Source organism: Catellatospora aurea, assembly GCF_042663325.1.
Classification (GTDB): domain Bacteria; phylum Actinomycetota; class Actinomycetes; order Mycobacteriales; family Micromonosporaceae; genus Catellatospora; species Catellatospora aurea.
In genome coordinates, this window is record NZ_JBHTAC010000045.1 from 35,320 (window position 1) to 51,749 (window position 16,430).

The following is a 16,430-nucleotide window of genomic DNA, read 5'->3' on the forward strand; positions in this document are numbered from 1 at the left end:
CACACCGGCGGGCGTCGCCGCAGCGCCCGGATGGCCAGGGGTGGACCGTCGTGGATAGGCTCCGGCAGGTGCGCACCCCTCTCCGCAGCACTTCCCGACCCGTGCTCGCCCTCGGCACGGTGCTCCTGCTGACCTCGCTGACCGCGGCGTCCTGTGAGGACAGCCTCGACGTGACCGTGGCCGAGGTCGGCCGATCGACGGTCACCGAGGTCGTCGACGCCCCCGCCTCGGTCACCGCGCGGGCCGCCGCGACCCTGACCGCGCCCGCCGAGGGCACCCTGGCCCGGCTCGCCGTCACCCCCGGCCAGCAGGTCGCCAAGGGCCAACTGCTGGCCGTGGTCGACTCCCCCGCCACCCGCACCCGGCTGCGCCAGGCCAAGCAGGCGCTGGACGCCGCGAAGCGCTCGGGCGGCGGTGGGGTGCGGGTGGACCTGTCCGCCGCGCGGAAAAAGCTGGACCGCTCCGCGAAGGAGGCGTTCGACCACGCCCGGGACGCCGCCGAGCAGGTCGCCGAGCCTTCGACCAGGGACGCGCTGCTCGCGCACATCACCGCCGCCGAGGCGGGCTACCGGCAGGCTTCGGCGGGCGGGGCCGCGGCCGCCGCCGCGGGCCAGCGCGGCGTGGCGAGCCTCGGTTCGGCGATGCAGGCGCTCGGATCCGCGCAGCGGTTGCAGGCCCAGCAGGCTTACGACCTGGCGAAGGCGAGCGTCGACGCGCTGACCCTGCGCGCCCCCATCGCCGGGGTCGTGCAGCTGGGCGGCACCTCGTCCGCGTCGGCGAGCCCCGACCTGAGCCGGCTGCTCGGCGGCCTGAGCACCGCCGCGCCGACCGGGGTGTCCGGCCCCGTCGCGGCGCCCGCCGGGGTCGCCTCCGCACCGGCCGTCGGCGCGCCGGTCAGCGCGGGCACCGCGATCGTCACGGTGGTCGACACGAGCGTGCTCGGCATCGTCGCCGACGTCGACGAGACCGACATCCTGCTGGTGCGCACCGGGATCAGCGCCGAGGTGGAGCTCGACGCCGCACCGGGCGTGCAGTATCCGGCCCGGGTCGGCGCGGTCGACGTGCTGCCGACCCCGAACAGCCGCGGCGCGGTCGCCTACCGGGTGCACCTCACGCTGGAGACGCCCGCGGACGCGCCGACGCCGCGACCGGGCATGAGCGCGGTGGCCCGGCTGAAGGTACGCGAGGCCGCCGGTGCCATCGCGGTGCCCGCCGCGGCCGTGTTCACCGGCGACGGCGGCGACAGCGTCTGGGTACGCGGGCCCGACGGCAAGGCGCAGCGGCGGGCCGTCGTCGTCGGCGCGTCCGGGATGGACACCCTGCAGATCACCGACGGGCTGACCGAGGGCGAGCGCATCGTGGTACGCGGCGTGGACCGGGTCACCGAGGGAACGGACCTGCCGTGACCGGCGACGCCGCGATCGAGGCGATCGACGTGGCGCGCACGTACGCCCTGGACGGGGTGAGCGTGCCGGCGCTGCGCGGGGTGACGCTGACCGTGGAGCACGGCGAGTACACCGCCGTCGTCGGGCCGTCGGGCTCGGGCAAGTCCACGCTGATGCACCTGCTCGGCGGCCTGGACCAGCCGACGTCGGGCCGGCTGCGCATCGGCGGGCGTGAGGTGGCCGGGCTGACCGCGGCCGAGATGGCGCACCTGCGCAACGCCACCATCGGCTTCGTCTTCCAGTCGTTCCACCTGCTGTCGCGCACCAGCGCGCTGGACAACGTGGCGCTGCCGCTGGTCTACCGCGGGCTGGGCGCGCGTGAACGCCGCGAACGGGCCGCTCGGATGCTGGAGCGGGTGGGCCTGTCACACCGCATCGGGCACCGGCCCAACCAGCTCTCCGGCGGCGAGCAGCAGCGCGTGGCGATAGCGCGAGCGCTGGTCACCGAACCGGCGGTGCTGCTGGCCGACGAACCGACGGGCAACCTGGACCAGACCACCGGCCAGGCGGTGCTGGAACTGCTGGAGCAGCTCAACACCGCCGAAGGCGTGGCGGTCGTGCTGGTCACCCACGACCGGGAGGTCGCCGCGCGGGCCCGCCGCCAGATCACCATGCGCGACGGCCGCGTTGTCTCCGACACCGCCGCCGGCGCGAGCGCTGAGCGGGCCGACGACACCGGGCCAGACAGCCCGGCCCACGACGGGGAGGCCGGGCGATGAGGCTGGCGGAGGCATGGCGCGTCGCGTTGGACGCGTTACGGGCCAACCGGCTGCGCAGCGGGCTGACCATGCTGGGCATGGTGATCGGCGTCGGCGCGGTGGTGATCCTGGTCGCGTTGGGCACCGGCACCAAGAACGAGGTGCAGGCCCAGGTCGAAGGGTTGGGCTCGAACCTGCTGCTGGTGGTCCCCGGCCAGGTGAGCCTCAACGCCGCCCCGGCGGTGTCGCGGCTCGACCAGTCCGATCTGGACGCCGTGATCCGCATCGCCGGCGACCGGGACCGGGTCGCCGTGTCGCTGACCTCGGGCGAGAACGTGCGCGCGGGCAAGGAGCAGGTGTTCACCAGCCTGCTCGGCGTGCTGGAGACGACCCCGAAGGTGTTCCTGCGCGACGTGCGCGCCGGGGCGTACCTGACCCGCACCGATGTGGAGACCGGCCGCCGGGTCGCGGTGCTCGGCAGCTCCGTGGCCAGGACCCTGTTCGGCGAACGCGACCCGATCGGGCAGCAGGTCACCATCGCGGGCGTGCGGTTCCGGGTGATCGGGGTGTTCGCGCCGCTGGGGCAGAGCCTGGGCGTCGACCGCGACAACGAGGTGCACGTGCCGCTGTCCACGGCGCAGCGGCTGCTGGCGACCAAGCGGGTGGACGCGTTCGCGGTGAAGGCCCCCGACGCCGAGACCATCGACCGGCTCGGCCGCGACATCGTCGCCGAACTCCACCGCCGCCACCCCGACGAGGAGTTCAGCGCCGTCACGCAGGAGCAGATCCTCGGCGTGCTCGGCGACATCCTGGGCGTGCTGACCGCCGTGCTGGCCGCGATCGCGGGCATCTCGCTGCTGGTCGGCGGCGTCGGCGTGTCCAATATCATGCTTGTCTCGGTGCGCGAACGCACCCGCGAGATCGGGCTGCGCATGGCGCTGGGCGCACGCCCCCGCGACATCGGGCTGCAGTTCCTGCTGGAGGCGGTGCTGCTGACGACGATCGGCGGACTGCTCGGCATCGCGTTCGGCGTCGGGGCGTCGCTGGCCACGGCCGCGCTGAGCCCGGTGCCCGCCGCGCTGACCTGGTGGTCCATCGCGCTGGCGTTCGGGGTCAGCTGCGCGGTCGGCATCGTGTTCGGCGTGGTGCCCGCCCAGCGGGCGGGCCGCCTCGATCCGGTCGTGGCGCTGCGCAGCGAGTGACGGGCCCCGGTCAGCGCAGGTAGCTCCAGCTCACCATCTCGCCGTCGCGGTAGGGCATGACGCCGTGGAACGGGCGCGGGTCGTCGTCGAACACCATCGGCAGCCACTCGCGGTCGCTGGCCCACATCGGCACCTCGTACAGCCGCTCGCGCGGCACCCAGCCCAGGGTGCCCTCGTGGTTGCCCTGGTGCGGCTCGCCGTCGAACTCGTCGACGCGGAACACGAAGCCGAACCAGTCCTCGCCGCGCTTGCCGAAGCCGGGCCAGGACACCGTGCCGCGCAGCGACAGCCGCCGGGCGATCAGCCCGGACTCCTCCTCGACCTCGCGTTTGACGCCGGTGAGCACGTCCTCGTCGCGCTCGACCCGCCCGCCCAGGCCGATGTGTTTGCCGAAGTGGATGTCGTCGGGCCGCTTGTCGCGGTGCAGCAGCAGCACGCTGCCGCCGTCGGGCGACAGCACGTAGGCGAGGGTGGCGATGATCGGCGTGAGCGGCATCAGGCGATGGTCGCACGCCCGGCGGCCGATGCCCCGTCTGCCCCATTAACACAAAAAGGTGGTAAATGAGTACCGAATGATTACGTTTTCATTCACGATGGACATACCACTCTTATCGGACGTTCAGGAGGTGGTGTCCATGCGTGATGTCGTCAACCGCGGGGGCGTGCTGGTGGTGACCACCGACCAGCTGCCGGGCCACGTGGTCCGGGCCGTCTACGGCGAGGTGCTGGGGCTGTCCGCGCGGACGCTCAGCGCGTACACCGAGGGCTTCAAGTCGGCGATGGACGGCAGCGGGGTCAGCATGGCCGAGCGCATCCACATGCTGACCGAGTGCCGGCTGGAGGCCGTCGACCGCATGGCGCGTGTCGCCGCGCGGATGGGCGCGAACGCCGTGCTGGCGATGCGCTTCGACCACCGGCCGATCACCGAGTCGTGGATCGAGATCTGCGCGTACGGCACGGCGGTGCAGGCGGAGGTGGCACGGTTGCCGCGCCCTAGAAAGCCGGCAACCCCGGCCACCGAAGCTGACATGTCGTTAAAATCCGCTTAGTGAGTCTGACTGCTGAAGGCCGGTGACCCGATGCCGCGTGGGGCGGCGCGACCGGCAGGACCAGCGGATGGCGGCGATGAGCACCCATGCGGACGCGTTGAGGATCGATGCTGTGCTGAACGCGGGCTCCCCGGAGCCCGCGGGTGAGGTGTGGAACGCCGAGCGGGACCGCCGCGTGTCCGTGGCCCTGGCCCGGCTGCACCGGCTGGCACCGGACGACCCGGCCCGGGAACGCGCCCGCGCCGCGGTGATCCACGCCGGCATGCCGCTGGCCCGGCGGCTGGCCCGGCGGTTCAGCTTCCGCGGCGAAGACCCCGACGACCTGGTCCAGGTCGCACTGCTGGGCCTGATCAAGTCGGTGGACCGCTACGACAGCAGCCACGGCGTGCGGTTCGAGCACTTCGCCGGGCCCACCATGCTCGGCGAGCTGCGCCGGCACTTCCGCGACCGGGGCTGGGCGCTGCGCGTGCACCGCCGGCTGCAGGAGCTGCACCTGGAGATCAGCCGGGCGGTGCCGCAGCTGTCGCAGACCCTGCAGCGGACCCCCGACATCCGCGACCTGGCCGCGCACCTGGACCGCGACGAGGGCGACATCCGCGACGGGCTGGAGTGCGCGCACGCGTACGCCATCGGCTCCCTCAACAGCGTCGTGCGCAGCGGCAACGGCTTCGCCGAGCTGGGCGAGCTGCTCGGCGAGCACGACCGGCGGCTGGAGTCGCTGCCCGACCGCCACGCCATCGGCCGGGCCGTGGCCGGGCTGTCGCAGCGCGACCGGCACATCCTCGCGCTGCGCTTCGCCGCCGACCTCACGCAGGCCGAGATCGCCCAGCGGCTCGGTCTGTCCCAGATGCACGTGTCCCGCCTGCTCACCCGCTGCCTGCAGCACCTGCGCCAGTCCCTGGCCGCCCAGGGAATGGTGGGGTGAGCTCAACTGATGACGGTGGACGGCTCCGGCAGGCCGTGGACCTCGGCGTCGCTGCCTGATGCGGTGATCTTCAGCAGCGAGCCGGCGAACGGCAGCCGGTCGACCGTCACGGTGCCCCACTCCTGCGGCAGCCGCGGCCGCAGCACCAGGCTGCGCTTGGGCACGTCCAGGTCCAGGCCGAGGAAGGCTCGCACGATCAGCAGCGGCGCGCCGCTGGCCCACGCCTGCGGCGAGCACGAGGTCGGGTACGGCACCGGCGGGCGGAAGCGGTCGGCCGAGAACCCGCAGAACAGCTCGGGCAGCCGCCCGCCGAACGACATCGCGGCCCGCAGCAGCCCGTCGGTGAGCCGGTGGGCCAGTTCGACCGCGCCCGGGATGTGGGCGTAGCGCATCAGCCCGGCCACGCACAGCGCGGTGTCGTGCGGCCACACCGATCCGTTGTGGTAGCTCATCGGGTTGTACGCGCCCATCCGGTCCGACAGGGTGCGCAGCCCGTAGCCGCTGTCCATGTCCGGCTCGGACAGCCGGGCGACCAGCTGCGCGGCGTGCTCGTCGGTGACGATGCCGGTCCACAGGCAGTGCCCGACGTTGCTGGACATGGCGTCCATGCGGCGCTTGCGACCGTCCAGCGCGATCGCGAAGTAGCCCTCGTCGGGCAGCCAGAACGCCTCGGCGAACAGCGAACGCAGCTTGTCGGCCCGCGCCCGGCAGGACTCGGCCAGCGCCGGCTCGCCGAACGCGTCGGCCAGGTCGGCCCGGGCCAGCCAGGCCGCGTACGCGTAACCCTGCACCTCGGCCAGCGCGACCGGCGGTTCGGCGAGCTGGCCCGCCGCGTCGTTGACCCCGTCCCAGCTGTCCTTCCAGCCCTGGTTGAACAGGCCCCGGTCGGTGGCCCGCTGGTATTCGACGAAGCCGTCGCCGTCGCGGTCGCCGAAGCCGTCGATCCAGGCCAGCACCGCGTCGGCGGCCGGCAGCAGCGCCCGCACGTCCGACTCGGCCGCGCCCCACTTCCACGCCTCACCCAGCAGCGCGACGAACAGCGGGCTGGCGTCGATGGTGCCGTAGTAGTGCGAACCGCCCAGCGCGGACGTGCTCTGCGGGCCCAGCCGCAGCTCGTGCAGGATGCGACCCGGCTCCTCCTCGGTGCACGGGTCGACCTGGCGGCCCTGCAGCGCCGCCAGGGTGTAGAGGGTGCCGACGGCCAGCGACGGGTCCAGCGGCAGGGCCATCCACGAGGTCAGCAGGCTGTCCCGGCCGAACAGAGTCATGAACCAGGGCGCGCCCGCGGCCACGAAGGTGTGCGCGGAGTCCTCCCCCGCCGCGATGCGCAGCGCGTCGAGGTCACGCACGCTGCGCCGCAGCACCAGTCCCAGCTGGTCGTTCTGGGTCCGGATCGAGGTGACCTGGCGCCGCCACGAGTGCTCCTCGGCCTCCTCGGGCGTCAGGTGCTCGCGGAAGCGCGGTTCGATACGCCTGCTGTCCACCACCGGATGCACGATGATCTCGGTGCGCCACTCGTCCCGGGCCGGGATGACGACCTGCCAGCTCAGCCCGTTGTGGCTGCTGACGGGCTCGCCGGTGGCGTGCACGAGCAACCCGCGCGAGTTGTCGGGCCGACTGAACACCAGGTTGACCCCGCTGGCCTGAGCGTGGGTGGCCGTGCCCGCGGCGTGGCCCTCCTTGACCGCGAACAGGTCGGCGAAGTCGGCGTCGACGTGCAGCTCCAGGTGCACCAGGGTGGCCTCGCGGCCGACGTTGGTCAGCGTGATGACCTCGCGCATGCCCTCGCCGACGATGCGCTGGCGCACCACCAGCAGGGTGCTGTCGGCGTGCCCGGCGGCGGGCGCGCGGCGCAGCATGAACCGGGACGCGAAGGTGTCGGTGTCGGCCACCGACAGCGGCTGCGGCGGCTGGCCGTCGATGCGCAGCTGCCAGCGCGAGATGATCCGGGTGTCGCGGAAGAACAGGCCCTGCGCGCCCCCCGGGTCCATGTCCCCGTTGGGCGCGCAGATGCTGAACGTGGTGCCTTCGACGATGGTGACCTGACCCTGGCCGAGCGGCTGCGGGTCGCCTGCGTTGAGCGGTGAGGGCTGGGCGGGCACTGTCACCGCTCACCCGCCGACGTCAGCCGCCCGGCGCGCGCCATCGCCCGCCCGGCCCGGCCGGCCAGCCGCGGCCTGCGCCGCTCCGCCAGGGCCGCCCGGTATGCCTGCACGTAGCCGACCGCCATCCGCTCGTCGCTGAACCGGCGCACCACCTGCTCGCGACACTCCGCGGGGTCGAGTTCGGACACCGCGCGCAGCGCGGCCGGCAACTCGGCCGGATCGTCGCAGAGCAAGCCGCTGACGCCGTGCTCGACCACCTCGGGCACCGCGCCGCGGCGCAGCGCCACCACGGGCGTGCCGCAGATCATCGCCTCGATCATCACCATGCCGAACGGTTCCTCCCATTGGATAGGAAACAGCAGACAGCGGGCATTTGCCAGCAACTCACGCTTGAGTGCCGCGTCGGCGATGCCGATCATCTGGTCATTCGGCCCGAGCAGCGGCTCGACCTGCTCGGCGTAGTACTTCTGCTCGGCCGGCTCGGCGCACTTGCCGGCCAGGATCAGCGGCAGCCCGGCGGCATGCGCGGCGTGCACGGCGGTGTGCGCGCCCTTGTCGGGGCTGAACCGGCCCAGGAACAGCGCATAGTCCTTCTTCTCGCGCTGGAACGGCCAGTCGGCCGGGCACAGTCCGTTGTGGACCACACCGATCCAGTTCAGCTCCGGCGCCAGCGAGCGCTGTCGTCGGCTGATGCCGACCAGCGACAGGTCGCGGTCCAGGGTCTGGTAGTAGCCGCGCAGCTCCGAGTCCACCGGGCCGTGCACGGTCGCGACCGTCGGCAGACCCATCGCGTCGTACGCGGGAGCGTTGAGCGGCCCGGCGAACGTGTGGTCGTGGACCACGTCCACCTCACCCGCGGCGGCCAGGTTCTCCACCACCCGGCGGGTCAGCGTGGCATAGATGATCTCGGGCCCGGGCTCGCCCAGCCGTTCCGGTACGGCCCGATCCCACACCTGCCAGAACCTCGCCCTCGTGCCGTCCCGCCCAGCACCGATCATGGTGACCTGGTGACCCAGGTCGACCAGCGCGTTGGACAGGTCAGCGAGCACCGCCTCGATCCCCCCGTACGCGGGCGGCGGCACGTCGAAGTAGGGCGGCGCCACCATCGCGATCTTCAACGGGGCGGTGCCGTTGGCAGGCAGGGTGCTCTGCACCCTGGCGAGATGTTCGGGCGTGGGTACACCCTTCACCAGCGTGGTTATCACGACGGCTGATATACCCGCAGTGACCGGGTTTCATGCCTGCCCCGCCGGCCGGTATGCCGTCGGGGCAGGTCAGGCGGTCAGGATGCCAGCCGCCAGCGCCGGACCACACCCGGCCGGACGATCGCCAGGGACATCGCGGTCGCAGCCAGTGACAACAGCCCCGCCCCGTAGAACGCCGCGGCGTACGAGCCGCTGCTGTCCCGGACCAGGCCCGCGACCAGGGCGATGCCGGCCGCCCCGAACTGGTGCGAGGCGAAGACCCAGCCGAACACGATCGCCCCGGACGCGCCGAAGTGCTTGCGGCACAGCGCGATCGTCGGCGGCACGGTGGCCACCCAGTCCAGGCCGTAGAACAGGATGAAGACCAGCATGCTCGGGTGCGGGTCGGCGGCGAACAGCCCCGGCAGGATCATCAGCGACAGTCCGCGCAGCGCGTAGTAGATCCCCAGCAGCCAGCGCGGGTCGAAGCGGTCGGTGAGCCAGCCCGAGGCGATGGTGCCGACGATGTCGAAAATGCCGACCAGTGCCAGCAGGCTCGCCGCGGTCGTGGTGGGCATGCCGTGGTCGTGCGCGGCGGGGATGAAGTGCGTGCCCACGAGGCCGTTGGTCGTCGCGCCGCAGATCGCGAAGCCGCCCGCCAGCAGCCAGAACGTACGCGTCTTCGCGGCGTCGCGCAGCGCGCCCAGCGCCCGGCGGGCCGCGCCCGTGCTCACCGTCGGGGCGGCGGGCGGGGTGTCGGGCGGGGTGTCGGGGCCGCTGGTGAGGAGTCCGCGGCTGTCCGCCGTCCAGGCGGGCTGCCGGGACGAGTCACTAGCCGAGGCGCCGTACGCGGTGATGCCCAGGTCGGCGGGGTCGTCGCGGAGCAGCCAAAGTACGAGCGGCACCACCAGCAGCGCCGACCCGGCGACGGTCAGCGCCGCCACCCGCCAGTCGTAGGCCTGCACCAGGTTCGCCAGCAGCGGCAGGAACACCAGCTGCCCCGCCGCGCCGCCTGCGGTCAGCACCCCGGTCACCAGGCCCCGGTGCTTGACGAACCAGCGGCTGGTGAACGTGGCCACGAACGCCAGCGCCATCGAGCCGGTGCCCAGCCCGACCAGCACGCCCCACAGCAGCATCAGCTGCCAGCTCGCCGTCATGAACACGGTCAACCCGCTGCCCGCGGCGACCAGCAGCAGCGCCCCGGCGACCACCCGGCGCATGCCGAAGCGCTCCATCAGCGCGGCGGCGAAGGGCGAGGTCAGCCCGTACAGCACCAGGTTGATCGACACGGCGGCCGAGATGGTGCCGCGCGACCAGCCGAACGCCTGCTCCAGCGGCTCGATGAGCACGCCGGGCGTGGCCCGGAAACCGGCCGCCCCGACGATCGACACCAGCGCCACGGCGGCCACCGCCCAGGCGAGGTTCTGGCTCCGCGTCCTGTTCACCCTGTTTTCCAGCAACGTCACGTGCCCATCGTGCGCGATCTCTCCAGCCGCAAACAGTGGCCTGAATGCCACTATGTGAAAGAATCGAGCCATGACCGCTCGCCACCGGATAGCCGTGCTCGCCCTCGACGGGGTGATGGCCCTCGACCTCGGCATCCCCAGCCAGGTGTTCGGCTGCGCCACCGACAGCGCCGGCCGCAGGCTCTACGAGACCCGGATCTGCACCCCCGACGGCGGCCCGATCCGCGCCAGCGCCGGCTTCTCCGTGCAGCCCGACTACGGCCTCGACCTGCTCGACTGGGCCGACACCGTGATCGTGCCCGGCGTCCACCGCGAGCGCCTGGCCGCCCCCACCACGATCCAGGCCGTCACCGCGCTGCGCGCCGCCCGCGCCGCCGGAAAACGGATCATGTCCATCTGCACCGGCGCGTACGTGCTGGCCGCCGCCGGCCTGCTCGACGGCCGCCCCGCCGCCACCCACTGGGCCTACGCCGAGGACTTCCGCGGCCGCTTCCCGCAGGTCGAACTCGACGCCGACGTGCTGTTCATCGACGACGGCGACGTGCTCACCTCGGCGGGCGTCGCCGCCGGGCTCGACCTGTGCCTGCACGTGGTCCGCCGCGACCACGGCAGCGAGGTCGCCAACCGGGCCGCCCGCCGCTGCGTCGTAGCCCCGTGGCGCGACGGCGGCCAGTCCCAGTTCATCGAACGACCGCTGCCCGCCCCCGGCGACGCCTCCACCGCCGCGACCCGCGAATGGGTGCTGGCCCGCCTCGGCGAACCCCTCGACCTGGACCAGCTCGCCCGCCACGCGCGCATGAGCGTACGCACCTTCACCAGGCGGTTCCGGGAGGAGACCGGGCTGTCACCGGGCCGCTGGCTCATCAGCCAGCGCGTCGAGCACGCCCGCCACCTGCTGGAGAGCACCGACCTGACCATCGACCAGGTCGCCGACCAGGCCGGTTTCGGCACCGCCGTCTCGCTGCGCCAGCATCTGCGCGCCACGGTCGGCACCGCCCCGCTCGCCTACCGCCGCACCTTCCGCACCCCCGCCTGACCCCCACGCCACCCACACCGCGGCGGCGGGTCAGCGGGTGGCGGTCGTCGGGGCCGGGTCGGACTGGGCGGCAGGAGCCGGCGGGGTGAAGTGGCCGTTGCGACCCGCGCGCCACAGTCCCCACAGCGCCAGCAACGCCGCCACCAGCAGCGGGCCGCCGTCGCGGACCAGCCCATCCACGCCGAGCAGCGCCAGGCACAGCGGCAGGTGCACCACCAGCACCAGCAGGGTCAGCAGCACCAGCTGCAGCCGTACCCACCGCTTGCCCTTCACCAGGAAGATGCTCAGGAACAGCGCGACGTAGCTGACCATCAGCGCGAACACGAACCAGCCCACGATCACGGGCAGCAGGGTCACGTCACCGTCGAACAGCCGCCCCACCGCGACCACGCAGGCGACCAGCATCAGGGCGCTGTAACTGAACACGGCGACCCGGGTCGTCAGCACCCAGCCGGGCACCTGCGGGCGGGCGGGCATCGACTTGCGGGTCAGCCCGTCGCGGCTGATCCACCAGCGAAGCTTCGGCCGGGCCAGGTACTCCCGCACGCTCACCGACCGGTACAGCAGCAGCACCACGGTCAGGCACAGCACCGCCACCACACCGAACCCGATGACCCCGGGCACCGCCGGCGCGCCCTGCTTCGGCACCACGAGCCGCGCCAGCGAGAACAGCGTCGTCACCGCCAGGATCAGCCCGAACGGCGCCGCGCCGTGCCTACCGCGCCACAGGTGGAAGATCAGCACCAGGAACAGCAGCGAGCGCAGCAGCGCCCAGCCGGTGCGCACGAACAGGGGGTAACCGCCGTCGGGGGCGTAGTACCAGTTCAGCCACTCGACCGACGCCGTGGCCAGCGCGGTCAAGGCGAGCAGGACCGCCAGCACGCGTACGGCGGCGGGTCGGCTCTCGGTCATCGGCACGGCTGCGGACACCCGTCCATGATGCCCATGGGCGCACAATGGCAACCATGTGCCGCAGTATCAAGACCCTTCGCCCGCCGTTCACCGAGATCGTCACCGAGGAGGACATGCAGGCCGCCGCGCTGCAGTACGTCCGCAAGATCTCCGGTTTCCGCGCCCCGGCCGCGCACAACGCCGAGGCCTTCGACAAGGCGGTGGCCGCCGTCGCCGCCGCGACCGCCGAACTCCTGGCCACCCTGCAGGTGCGCCGCTAGCCCGATGCCGCGTCCGTTCCCCGCCAGCGTGGCGGCCGGCCGCCGGGCAGGCTCGGGAGCGGCCCCGGCACCGCGGGGCACGGACGCGACATCAGGACGGCGGCAGTGCACCAGACCCTCGACCTCAAGGTGCTGTACTTCGGCACCCCAGTAGTGATCATCAGTTCCCGCAACCCGGACGGCACGACGAACCTGGCCCCGATGTCGTCGGCGTGGTGGCTGGGCAGCACCTGCGTGCTCGGCCTGGGCGACAGCGCGCAGACCGCCGCCAACCTGCGGCGCGAGCGCGAATGCGTGCTCAACCTGGTGCCGTCGACGCTGGTCGACGCCGTGGACCGGCTCGCGCTGACCACCGGGGCGCCGTCGCCCTCACCGCGCAAGCTGGCGATGGGCTACCGCCACGTGCCCGACAAGTTCGCCGCCGCCGGGCTGAGCCCGATGGCCTCGGACCTGGTCCGGCCCGACCGGGTCGCGCAGTGCCCGATCCAGCTCGAATGCGAGATCAGCGGCACCTTCCCGATCGGCGGCCCGGATCCGTTCGCGACCGCGTTCACCGCCGAGGTCCGCCGCGCCCACGTCGAGCAGGACCTGATCATCCCCGGTACGCACCACGTCGACCCGGTCGCCTGGGACCCGCTGATCATGAAGTTCTGCGAGTTCTTCGGCGGCGGCGACAACGTGCACCCCTCCCGCCTGGCCGAAGGCTGGCAGATGCCCCACGGCAGCCGCCTCACCCCCGCCTGACCTCCGCCGCGCCCATCGGGCACTCCCAGCGCCCGCCACCCGAAGAGACCGCGCGGACCCCTCAAGATCGCCCGACTTGCCAGGCACCTGTGCGTAAGCACGGTCAAGATACGCACAGGTGCCTGGCAAGTTCGCAGATCTTGGGAGCGGCACAGCGGCATGATGGAGGGCATGGTCCTGCGGCGCATTCTCAGCAGCCTGGGCTTCGGCGGGGTCGACGTCGACACCGTGCTGTCCACCCCCGCGACCCGGCCGGGCGGCGCGTTCTCCGGGCAGGTCCGCCTGCACGCCAAGGGCGACGTCGAGATCACCTCGGTGTGGCTGCTGCTGGTCGCCGACGCGGGCGGCGCGCAGACGGAACTGGCCCGCTACCCGGTCGCCGACCGGGTGCCGCTGACCGGCGGCACCGGCCACGCCCTCGGGTTCCACCTGGCCACGCCGTACGCCGTGCCGGTCACGCTCGTCTACGGGCACCCGATGCCCGGCGTCGCCGTCGGAGTCCGCACCGAGGTCGCCGTCGCCCAGGGCTCGGCGAAGACCGACTTCGACCCGCTCGGCGTCGAACCGACCGAGATCCAGCAGTCGGTGCTCGACGCGCTGGGCACGATCGGCTGCCGCTTCGTACGCAGCGAACTGCGCCCCGGCTCGCCGGTCACCCAGGCGATCACGTTCTACGCCCCGGTCCCGCAGGGCCAGCCCGTCGGCCCGCACATCCCGCAGCTCGCGTTCACCTTCGCCGCCGACCCGCAGGGGCTCACCGTGGTCGCCGACCTGGCCGGACGCCCCGGACCCGGCGAGGTGCACCGGGTGGGCGAGCCGGAGTACCGGCAGCTCATCGCGCAGCCCGCCCAGTGGATCGAGCTGGTCGACGGCTGGGTCCGCCGCGCCCTGGACCGGGTCGCGGCGCTGCCCGACCAGGACCCGGGATCGTTCATGCGGCCGCCGGTGCAGGCCGGCCCGGCCGCGCCCGGCCGGCCCCGCAAGCCGTACGCCTATCCCGCGCAGGGCTTCGGCGGCTACCGCTACGGCGGCTACCGGGGCACCGGCACGATGATCGGCGCGGGACTGGGCGGCGCCGCCCTCGGCTTCCTGGGCGGGATGATCGTCGGCGACATGATCCACGACGCGCTCACCCCGGACGTCGCCGACACCACGGCCGCCGACGCCCAGGACCCCGGCGCAGCCGACGCTCAGGACACGGGCGACACCTATGCCGACACCGGCTACGCCGACCAGGGCCAGGGCGTCGCGGACTCCGGCGGCGGCTACGAAGCGGGCGGTTACGACCCCGGCGGCTACGACTCGGGCGGGTTCGACTCCGGCTTCGGCGACTTCGGCGACTTCTGACCGTCAGGCGTCGTAGAAGGCCTGGCCGGTCACCGCGCGGGTGTGCGGTGTCTGGTCGGCCGGTGGGAACGGGCGGTCGGGAACGGCGGCGGTCGGGCCCTCCGGAGCGGCGTGGCGGCCGATGCTGGCGCGGCGGCTCGCGTACACGTCGATCAGGGCGATGACCAGCGACAGCACCACGAAGCCGATGGTCACCCACAGGCCGTGCCGGAACCCGAGGGCGAAATCGCCGCCGCTGTCCGCGATCAAGGCGAAGAAGACCGCGCCGACCACGGCGATGCCCACCGCCGCGCCGATGCGCTGGCCCGTCTGCAGCACTCCCCCGGCGCTGCCCGCTCCGGCGACGGGCACCTCGGCCAGCGTCAGCGTCTGGTTCGGCGCGATGACCAGTCCGCTGCCGATACCGGCGACGAGCAGCGGCAACGCCGTCGCCCAACCGTCGTGGCTGCCCGGCACCAGCTCGACGGCGATCTCGACGCCGACCAGCCCGATCAGGACCAGGCCCAGTCCGATCGCGATCAGGGTGCGGCCCACCCGGGTCACGATCGGGCCGCCGAGGCTCGCCGACGCCGCCGAGCCGAGCGCGAACGGCACCGTCGCCAAGCCGGCCTGCAACGCGGTGTAGTGCAGGCCCTGCTGCAGATAGAGGGTGTAGATGAAGAAGATCGCGGTGAACCCGGCGAAGTAGGCGAGCCCCAGCAGCGCGCCGAGGGCGTACGAGCGGCGGCGGAACAGGTTCAGGTCGACCATGGGATGCGCGTGGCGGGCGTATCGGCGCTCCCAGGCGACGAAACCGGCCAGCACCGCCAGCCCTGCCGCCAGCAGCAGCCACTTGCTCTGCCCGACCCACGCCTCCTCCTGGATCAGCGGCAGCAGCACCAGCACCACACCCGCGGCCAGCAGCACGACCCCGACCGGGTCGAAGCTCTCCCTGCGCCGCTGGTCGTCGCAGAACTTCGGGATGAAGCGGTACGCCAGCGCGATCGCCAGCGCCCCGACCGGAACGTTGACATAGAAGACCCAGCGCCAGCCCTCGGCCGTCCCGGCGGCCTGGATCAGCAGGCCGCCGAGCAGCGGCCCGATCGCGGTGGAGATGCCGACGGTCGCGCCGAGCATGCCGAACGCGCGGCCCCGCTCGGCCCCCCGGAACAGCTGCTGGATGAGCCCGCTGATCTGCGGGTTGATGATGCCGCCCGCGGCGCCCTGCACGATGCGCGCGATCACCAGCCACAACGCGCTCTGGGCCAGCCCGGCCGCGGCGCTGGCCAGGGTGAACAGTGCGACTCCCGCAACGAACGCGTTGCGCCGCCCCTTCATGTCACCGAATCGCCCGGCGGGCACCAGCAGCAGTCCGAAAGCGAGGGCGTATCCGGACACCACCCACTGCAATGCGCTGTCGGAGGCGTCGAGGCCCTCGCGGATCGACGGCAGCGCGACGTTGACGATGCTGACGTCGAGCAGCGCCATGAACCCGCCCACCAGGCACACGCTCAGTGCACGCCAGCGGCGCGGGTCCGGCGTGTAACCGTCGCCCCCACCACCCGTACGCACAGGTCAGAGCCTATCGGCGAACCATGCCCGCAAGTCGGCTTTCGCCCGTCACCGCCCGGTTTCGGCGGTGACCCAGTCCAGGTAGGCGGGGTTGCCGGTGAGCACCGGCGTGCAGACGATCTCGGGGGTGTCGTACGGGTGCCGGTCGAGGATGTGCCGTTCCAGCGCCGGATAGCCGGCCGTGGTGGTCTTGAAGACGAGCGGGAACTCCTCGGCCTCCTCGATGGCACCCTGCCAGCGGTACACGCTGCGGATCGGGCCGCCGAGCTGGGCGCAGGCCGCCACCCGCGCCTCGACCGCCGACCGGGCCAGTGCCAGAGCCGCGTCCCGGTCGTCCAGAGTCGTGACGACCTGGACGTACTTCGCGTCGCCCATCTCCACCTCCGTCATCGCCGCGTACCGGTCACGCTAACGCCCACCCCGTGCGCGGTCACGACGCGGCACCGCATACTCGTCCTGGTCGCGTTCCTGCTGTACCCGCGTCGGCGGCCGGCGCCGCCGTCGCC

General features: G+C 72.9%; 16 protein-coding genes. 9 read left to right on the top strand and 7 right to left on the bottom strand.

The annotated features are described in order from the left end of the window. Nucleotides 1-68: 68 nt before the first annotated feature. From ACFQO7_RS30515 to ACFQO7_RS30525, 3 genes are read left to right on the top strand one after another with little or no spacing between them, the layout of a single operon-like run. Entirely contained in the window at nucleotides 69-1,406 is a 1,338-nt protein-coding gene (locus tag ACFQO7_RS30515) for an efflux RND transporter periplasmic adaptor subunit (protein ID WP_376809618.1), read from the top strand. After that, nucleotides 1,403-2,164 carry an ABC transporter ATP-binding protein gene (locus ACFQO7_RS30520; protein ID WP_376809619.1) on the top strand — a complete coding sequence of 254 codons (762 nt, stop codon included), beginning with the start codon at nucleotides 1,403-1,405 and terminating at the stop codon, nucleotides 2,162-2,164. The genes ACFQO7_RS30515 and ACFQO7_RS30520 overlap by 4 nt, the downstream gene beginning before the upstream one ends. Continuing rightward, nucleotides 2,161-3,345 (top strand): ABC transporter permease, encoded by a 1,185-nt coding sequence (locus ACFQO7_RS30525; RefSeq protein WP_361047917.1) that lies wholly within the window; start codon nucleotides 2,161-2,163, stop codon nucleotides 3,343-3,345. The genes ACFQO7_RS30520 and ACFQO7_RS30525 overlap by 4 nt, the downstream gene beginning before the upstream one ends. A 10-nt stretch (nucleotides 3,346-3,355) precedes the next feature. Here the strand turns inward: ACFQO7_RS30525 and ACFQO7_RS30530 are convergent, their stop codons facing one another. Continuing rightward, the gene (locus ACFQO7_RS30530; RefSeq protein ID WP_376809620.1) at nucleotides 3,356-3,841 is read right to left on the bottom strand and encodes an NUDIX hydrolase; all 486 of its coding nucleotides are present in this window, start codon (nucleotides 3,839-3,841) and stop codon (nucleotides 3,356-3,358) included. 139 nt (nucleotides 3,842-3,980) lie between these two features. On the opposite strand from ACFQO7_RS30530, the gene ACFQO7_RS30535 reads away from it, so the two are divergent. Together ACFQO7_RS30535 and ACFQO7_RS30540 are read left to right on the top strand one after the other, a co-directional pair. Next, nucleotides 3,981-4,394: a heavy metal-binding domain-containing protein gene (locus ACFQO7_RS30535; protein WP_360524260.1), complete on the top strand. Its 414-nt coding sequence runs from the start codon at nucleotides 3,981-3,983 to the stop codon at nucleotides 4,392-4,394. 76 nt (nucleotides 4,395-4,470) lie between these two features. Further along, nucleotides 4,471-5,319 (top strand): SigB/SigF/SigG family RNA polymerase sigma factor, encoded by an 849-nt coding sequence (locus ACFQO7_RS30540; protein WP_376809621.1) that lies wholly within the window; start codon nucleotides 4,471-4,473, stop codon nucleotides 5,317-5,319. Between the two features lie 2 nt (nucleotides 5,320-5,321). On the opposite strand, the gene ACFQO7_RS30545 is transcribed toward ACFQO7_RS30540, so the two are convergent. The 3 genes from ACFQO7_RS30545 to ACFQO7_RS30555 form a co-directional block, all read right to left on the bottom strand. Then, nucleotides 5,322-7,427 carry an amylo-alpha-1,6-glucosidase gene (locus ACFQO7_RS30545; RefSeq protein WP_376809622.1) on the bottom strand — a complete coding sequence of 702 codons (2,106 nt, stop codon included), beginning with the start codon at nucleotides 7,425-7,427 and terminating at the stop codon, nucleotides 5,322-5,324. Next, a complete protein-coding gene (locus tag ACFQO7_RS30550; protein ID WP_376809623.1) occupies nucleotides 7,424-8,614 on the bottom strand; it encodes a glycosyltransferase family 4 protein in 1,191 nt (396 codons plus the stop codon). Before ACFQO7_RS30550 ends, ACFQO7_RS30545 begins: the two co-directional genes overlap by 4 nt. Nucleotides 8,615-8,706: 92 nt before the next feature. Further along, nucleotides 8,707-10,125, bottom strand: coding sequence for an MFS transporter (locus ACFQO7_RS30555; protein ID WP_376809624.1), 1,419 nt, complete (start codon nucleotides 10,123-10,125; stop codon nucleotides 8,707-8,709). Between the two features lie 19 nt (nucleotides 10,126-10,144). Between ACFQO7_RS30555 and ACFQO7_RS30560 the strand changes: the two genes are divergently transcribed. Further along, complete coding sequence (locus ACFQO7_RS30560) at nucleotides 10,145-11,110, top strand: GlxA family transcriptional regulator (protein ID WP_376809625.1); 966 nt, start codon at nucleotides 10,145-10,147, stop codon at nucleotides 11,108-11,110. 30 nt (nucleotides 11,111-11,140) lie between these two features. Here the strand turns inward: ACFQO7_RS30560 and ACFQO7_RS30565 are convergent, their stop codons facing one another. Continuing rightward, nucleotides 11,141-12,040, bottom strand: a complete 900-nt coding sequence (locus ACFQO7_RS30565) for a hypothetical protein (RefSeq protein WP_376809626.1) — start codon at nucleotides 12,038-12,040, stop codon at nucleotides 11,141-11,143. 35 nt (nucleotides 12,041-12,075) lie between these two features. Between ACFQO7_RS30565 and ACFQO7_RS30570 the strand changes: the two genes are divergently transcribed. The 3 genes from ACFQO7_RS30570 (at nucleotide 12,076) to ACFQO7_RS30580 (ending at nucleotide 14,373) form a co-directional block, all read left to right on the top strand. Beyond that, entirely contained in the window at nucleotides 12,076-12,282 is a 207-nt protein-coding gene (locus ACFQO7_RS30570) for a DUF2277 family protein (protein WP_360524239.1), read from the top strand. Between the two features lie 105 nt (nucleotides 12,283-12,387). Further along, on the top strand, nucleotides 12,388-13,026 hold the full coding sequence (locus tag ACFQO7_RS30575) for a flavin reductase family protein (protein WP_376809627.1): 639 nt from the start codon (nucleotides 12,388-12,390) through the stop codon (nucleotides 13,024-13,026). Between the two features lie 171 nt (nucleotides 13,027-13,197). Further along, complete coding sequence (locus ACFQO7_RS30580) at nucleotides 13,198-14,373, top strand: sporulation protein (RefSeq protein ID WP_376809628.1); 1,176 nt, start codon at nucleotides 13,198-13,200, stop codon at nucleotides 14,371-14,373. 3 nt (nucleotides 14,374-14,376) lie between these two features. Here the strand turns inward: ACFQO7_RS30580 and ACFQO7_RS30585 are convergent, their stop codons facing one another. After that, nucleotides 14,377-15,924: an MFS transporter gene (locus tag ACFQO7_RS30585; RefSeq protein ID WP_376809629.1), complete on the bottom strand. Its 1,548-nt coding sequence runs from the start codon at nucleotides 15,922-15,924 to the stop codon at nucleotides 14,377-14,379. A gap of 48 nt (nucleotides 15,925-15,972) precedes the next feature. Next, a complete protein-coding gene (cutA, locus tag ACFQO7_RS30590; protein ID WP_376809630.1) occupies nucleotides 15,973-16,314 on the bottom strand; it encodes a divalent-cation tolerance protein CutA in 342 nt (113 codons plus the stop codon). Between the last annotated feature and the right edge of the window lie 116 nt (nucleotides 16,315-16,430).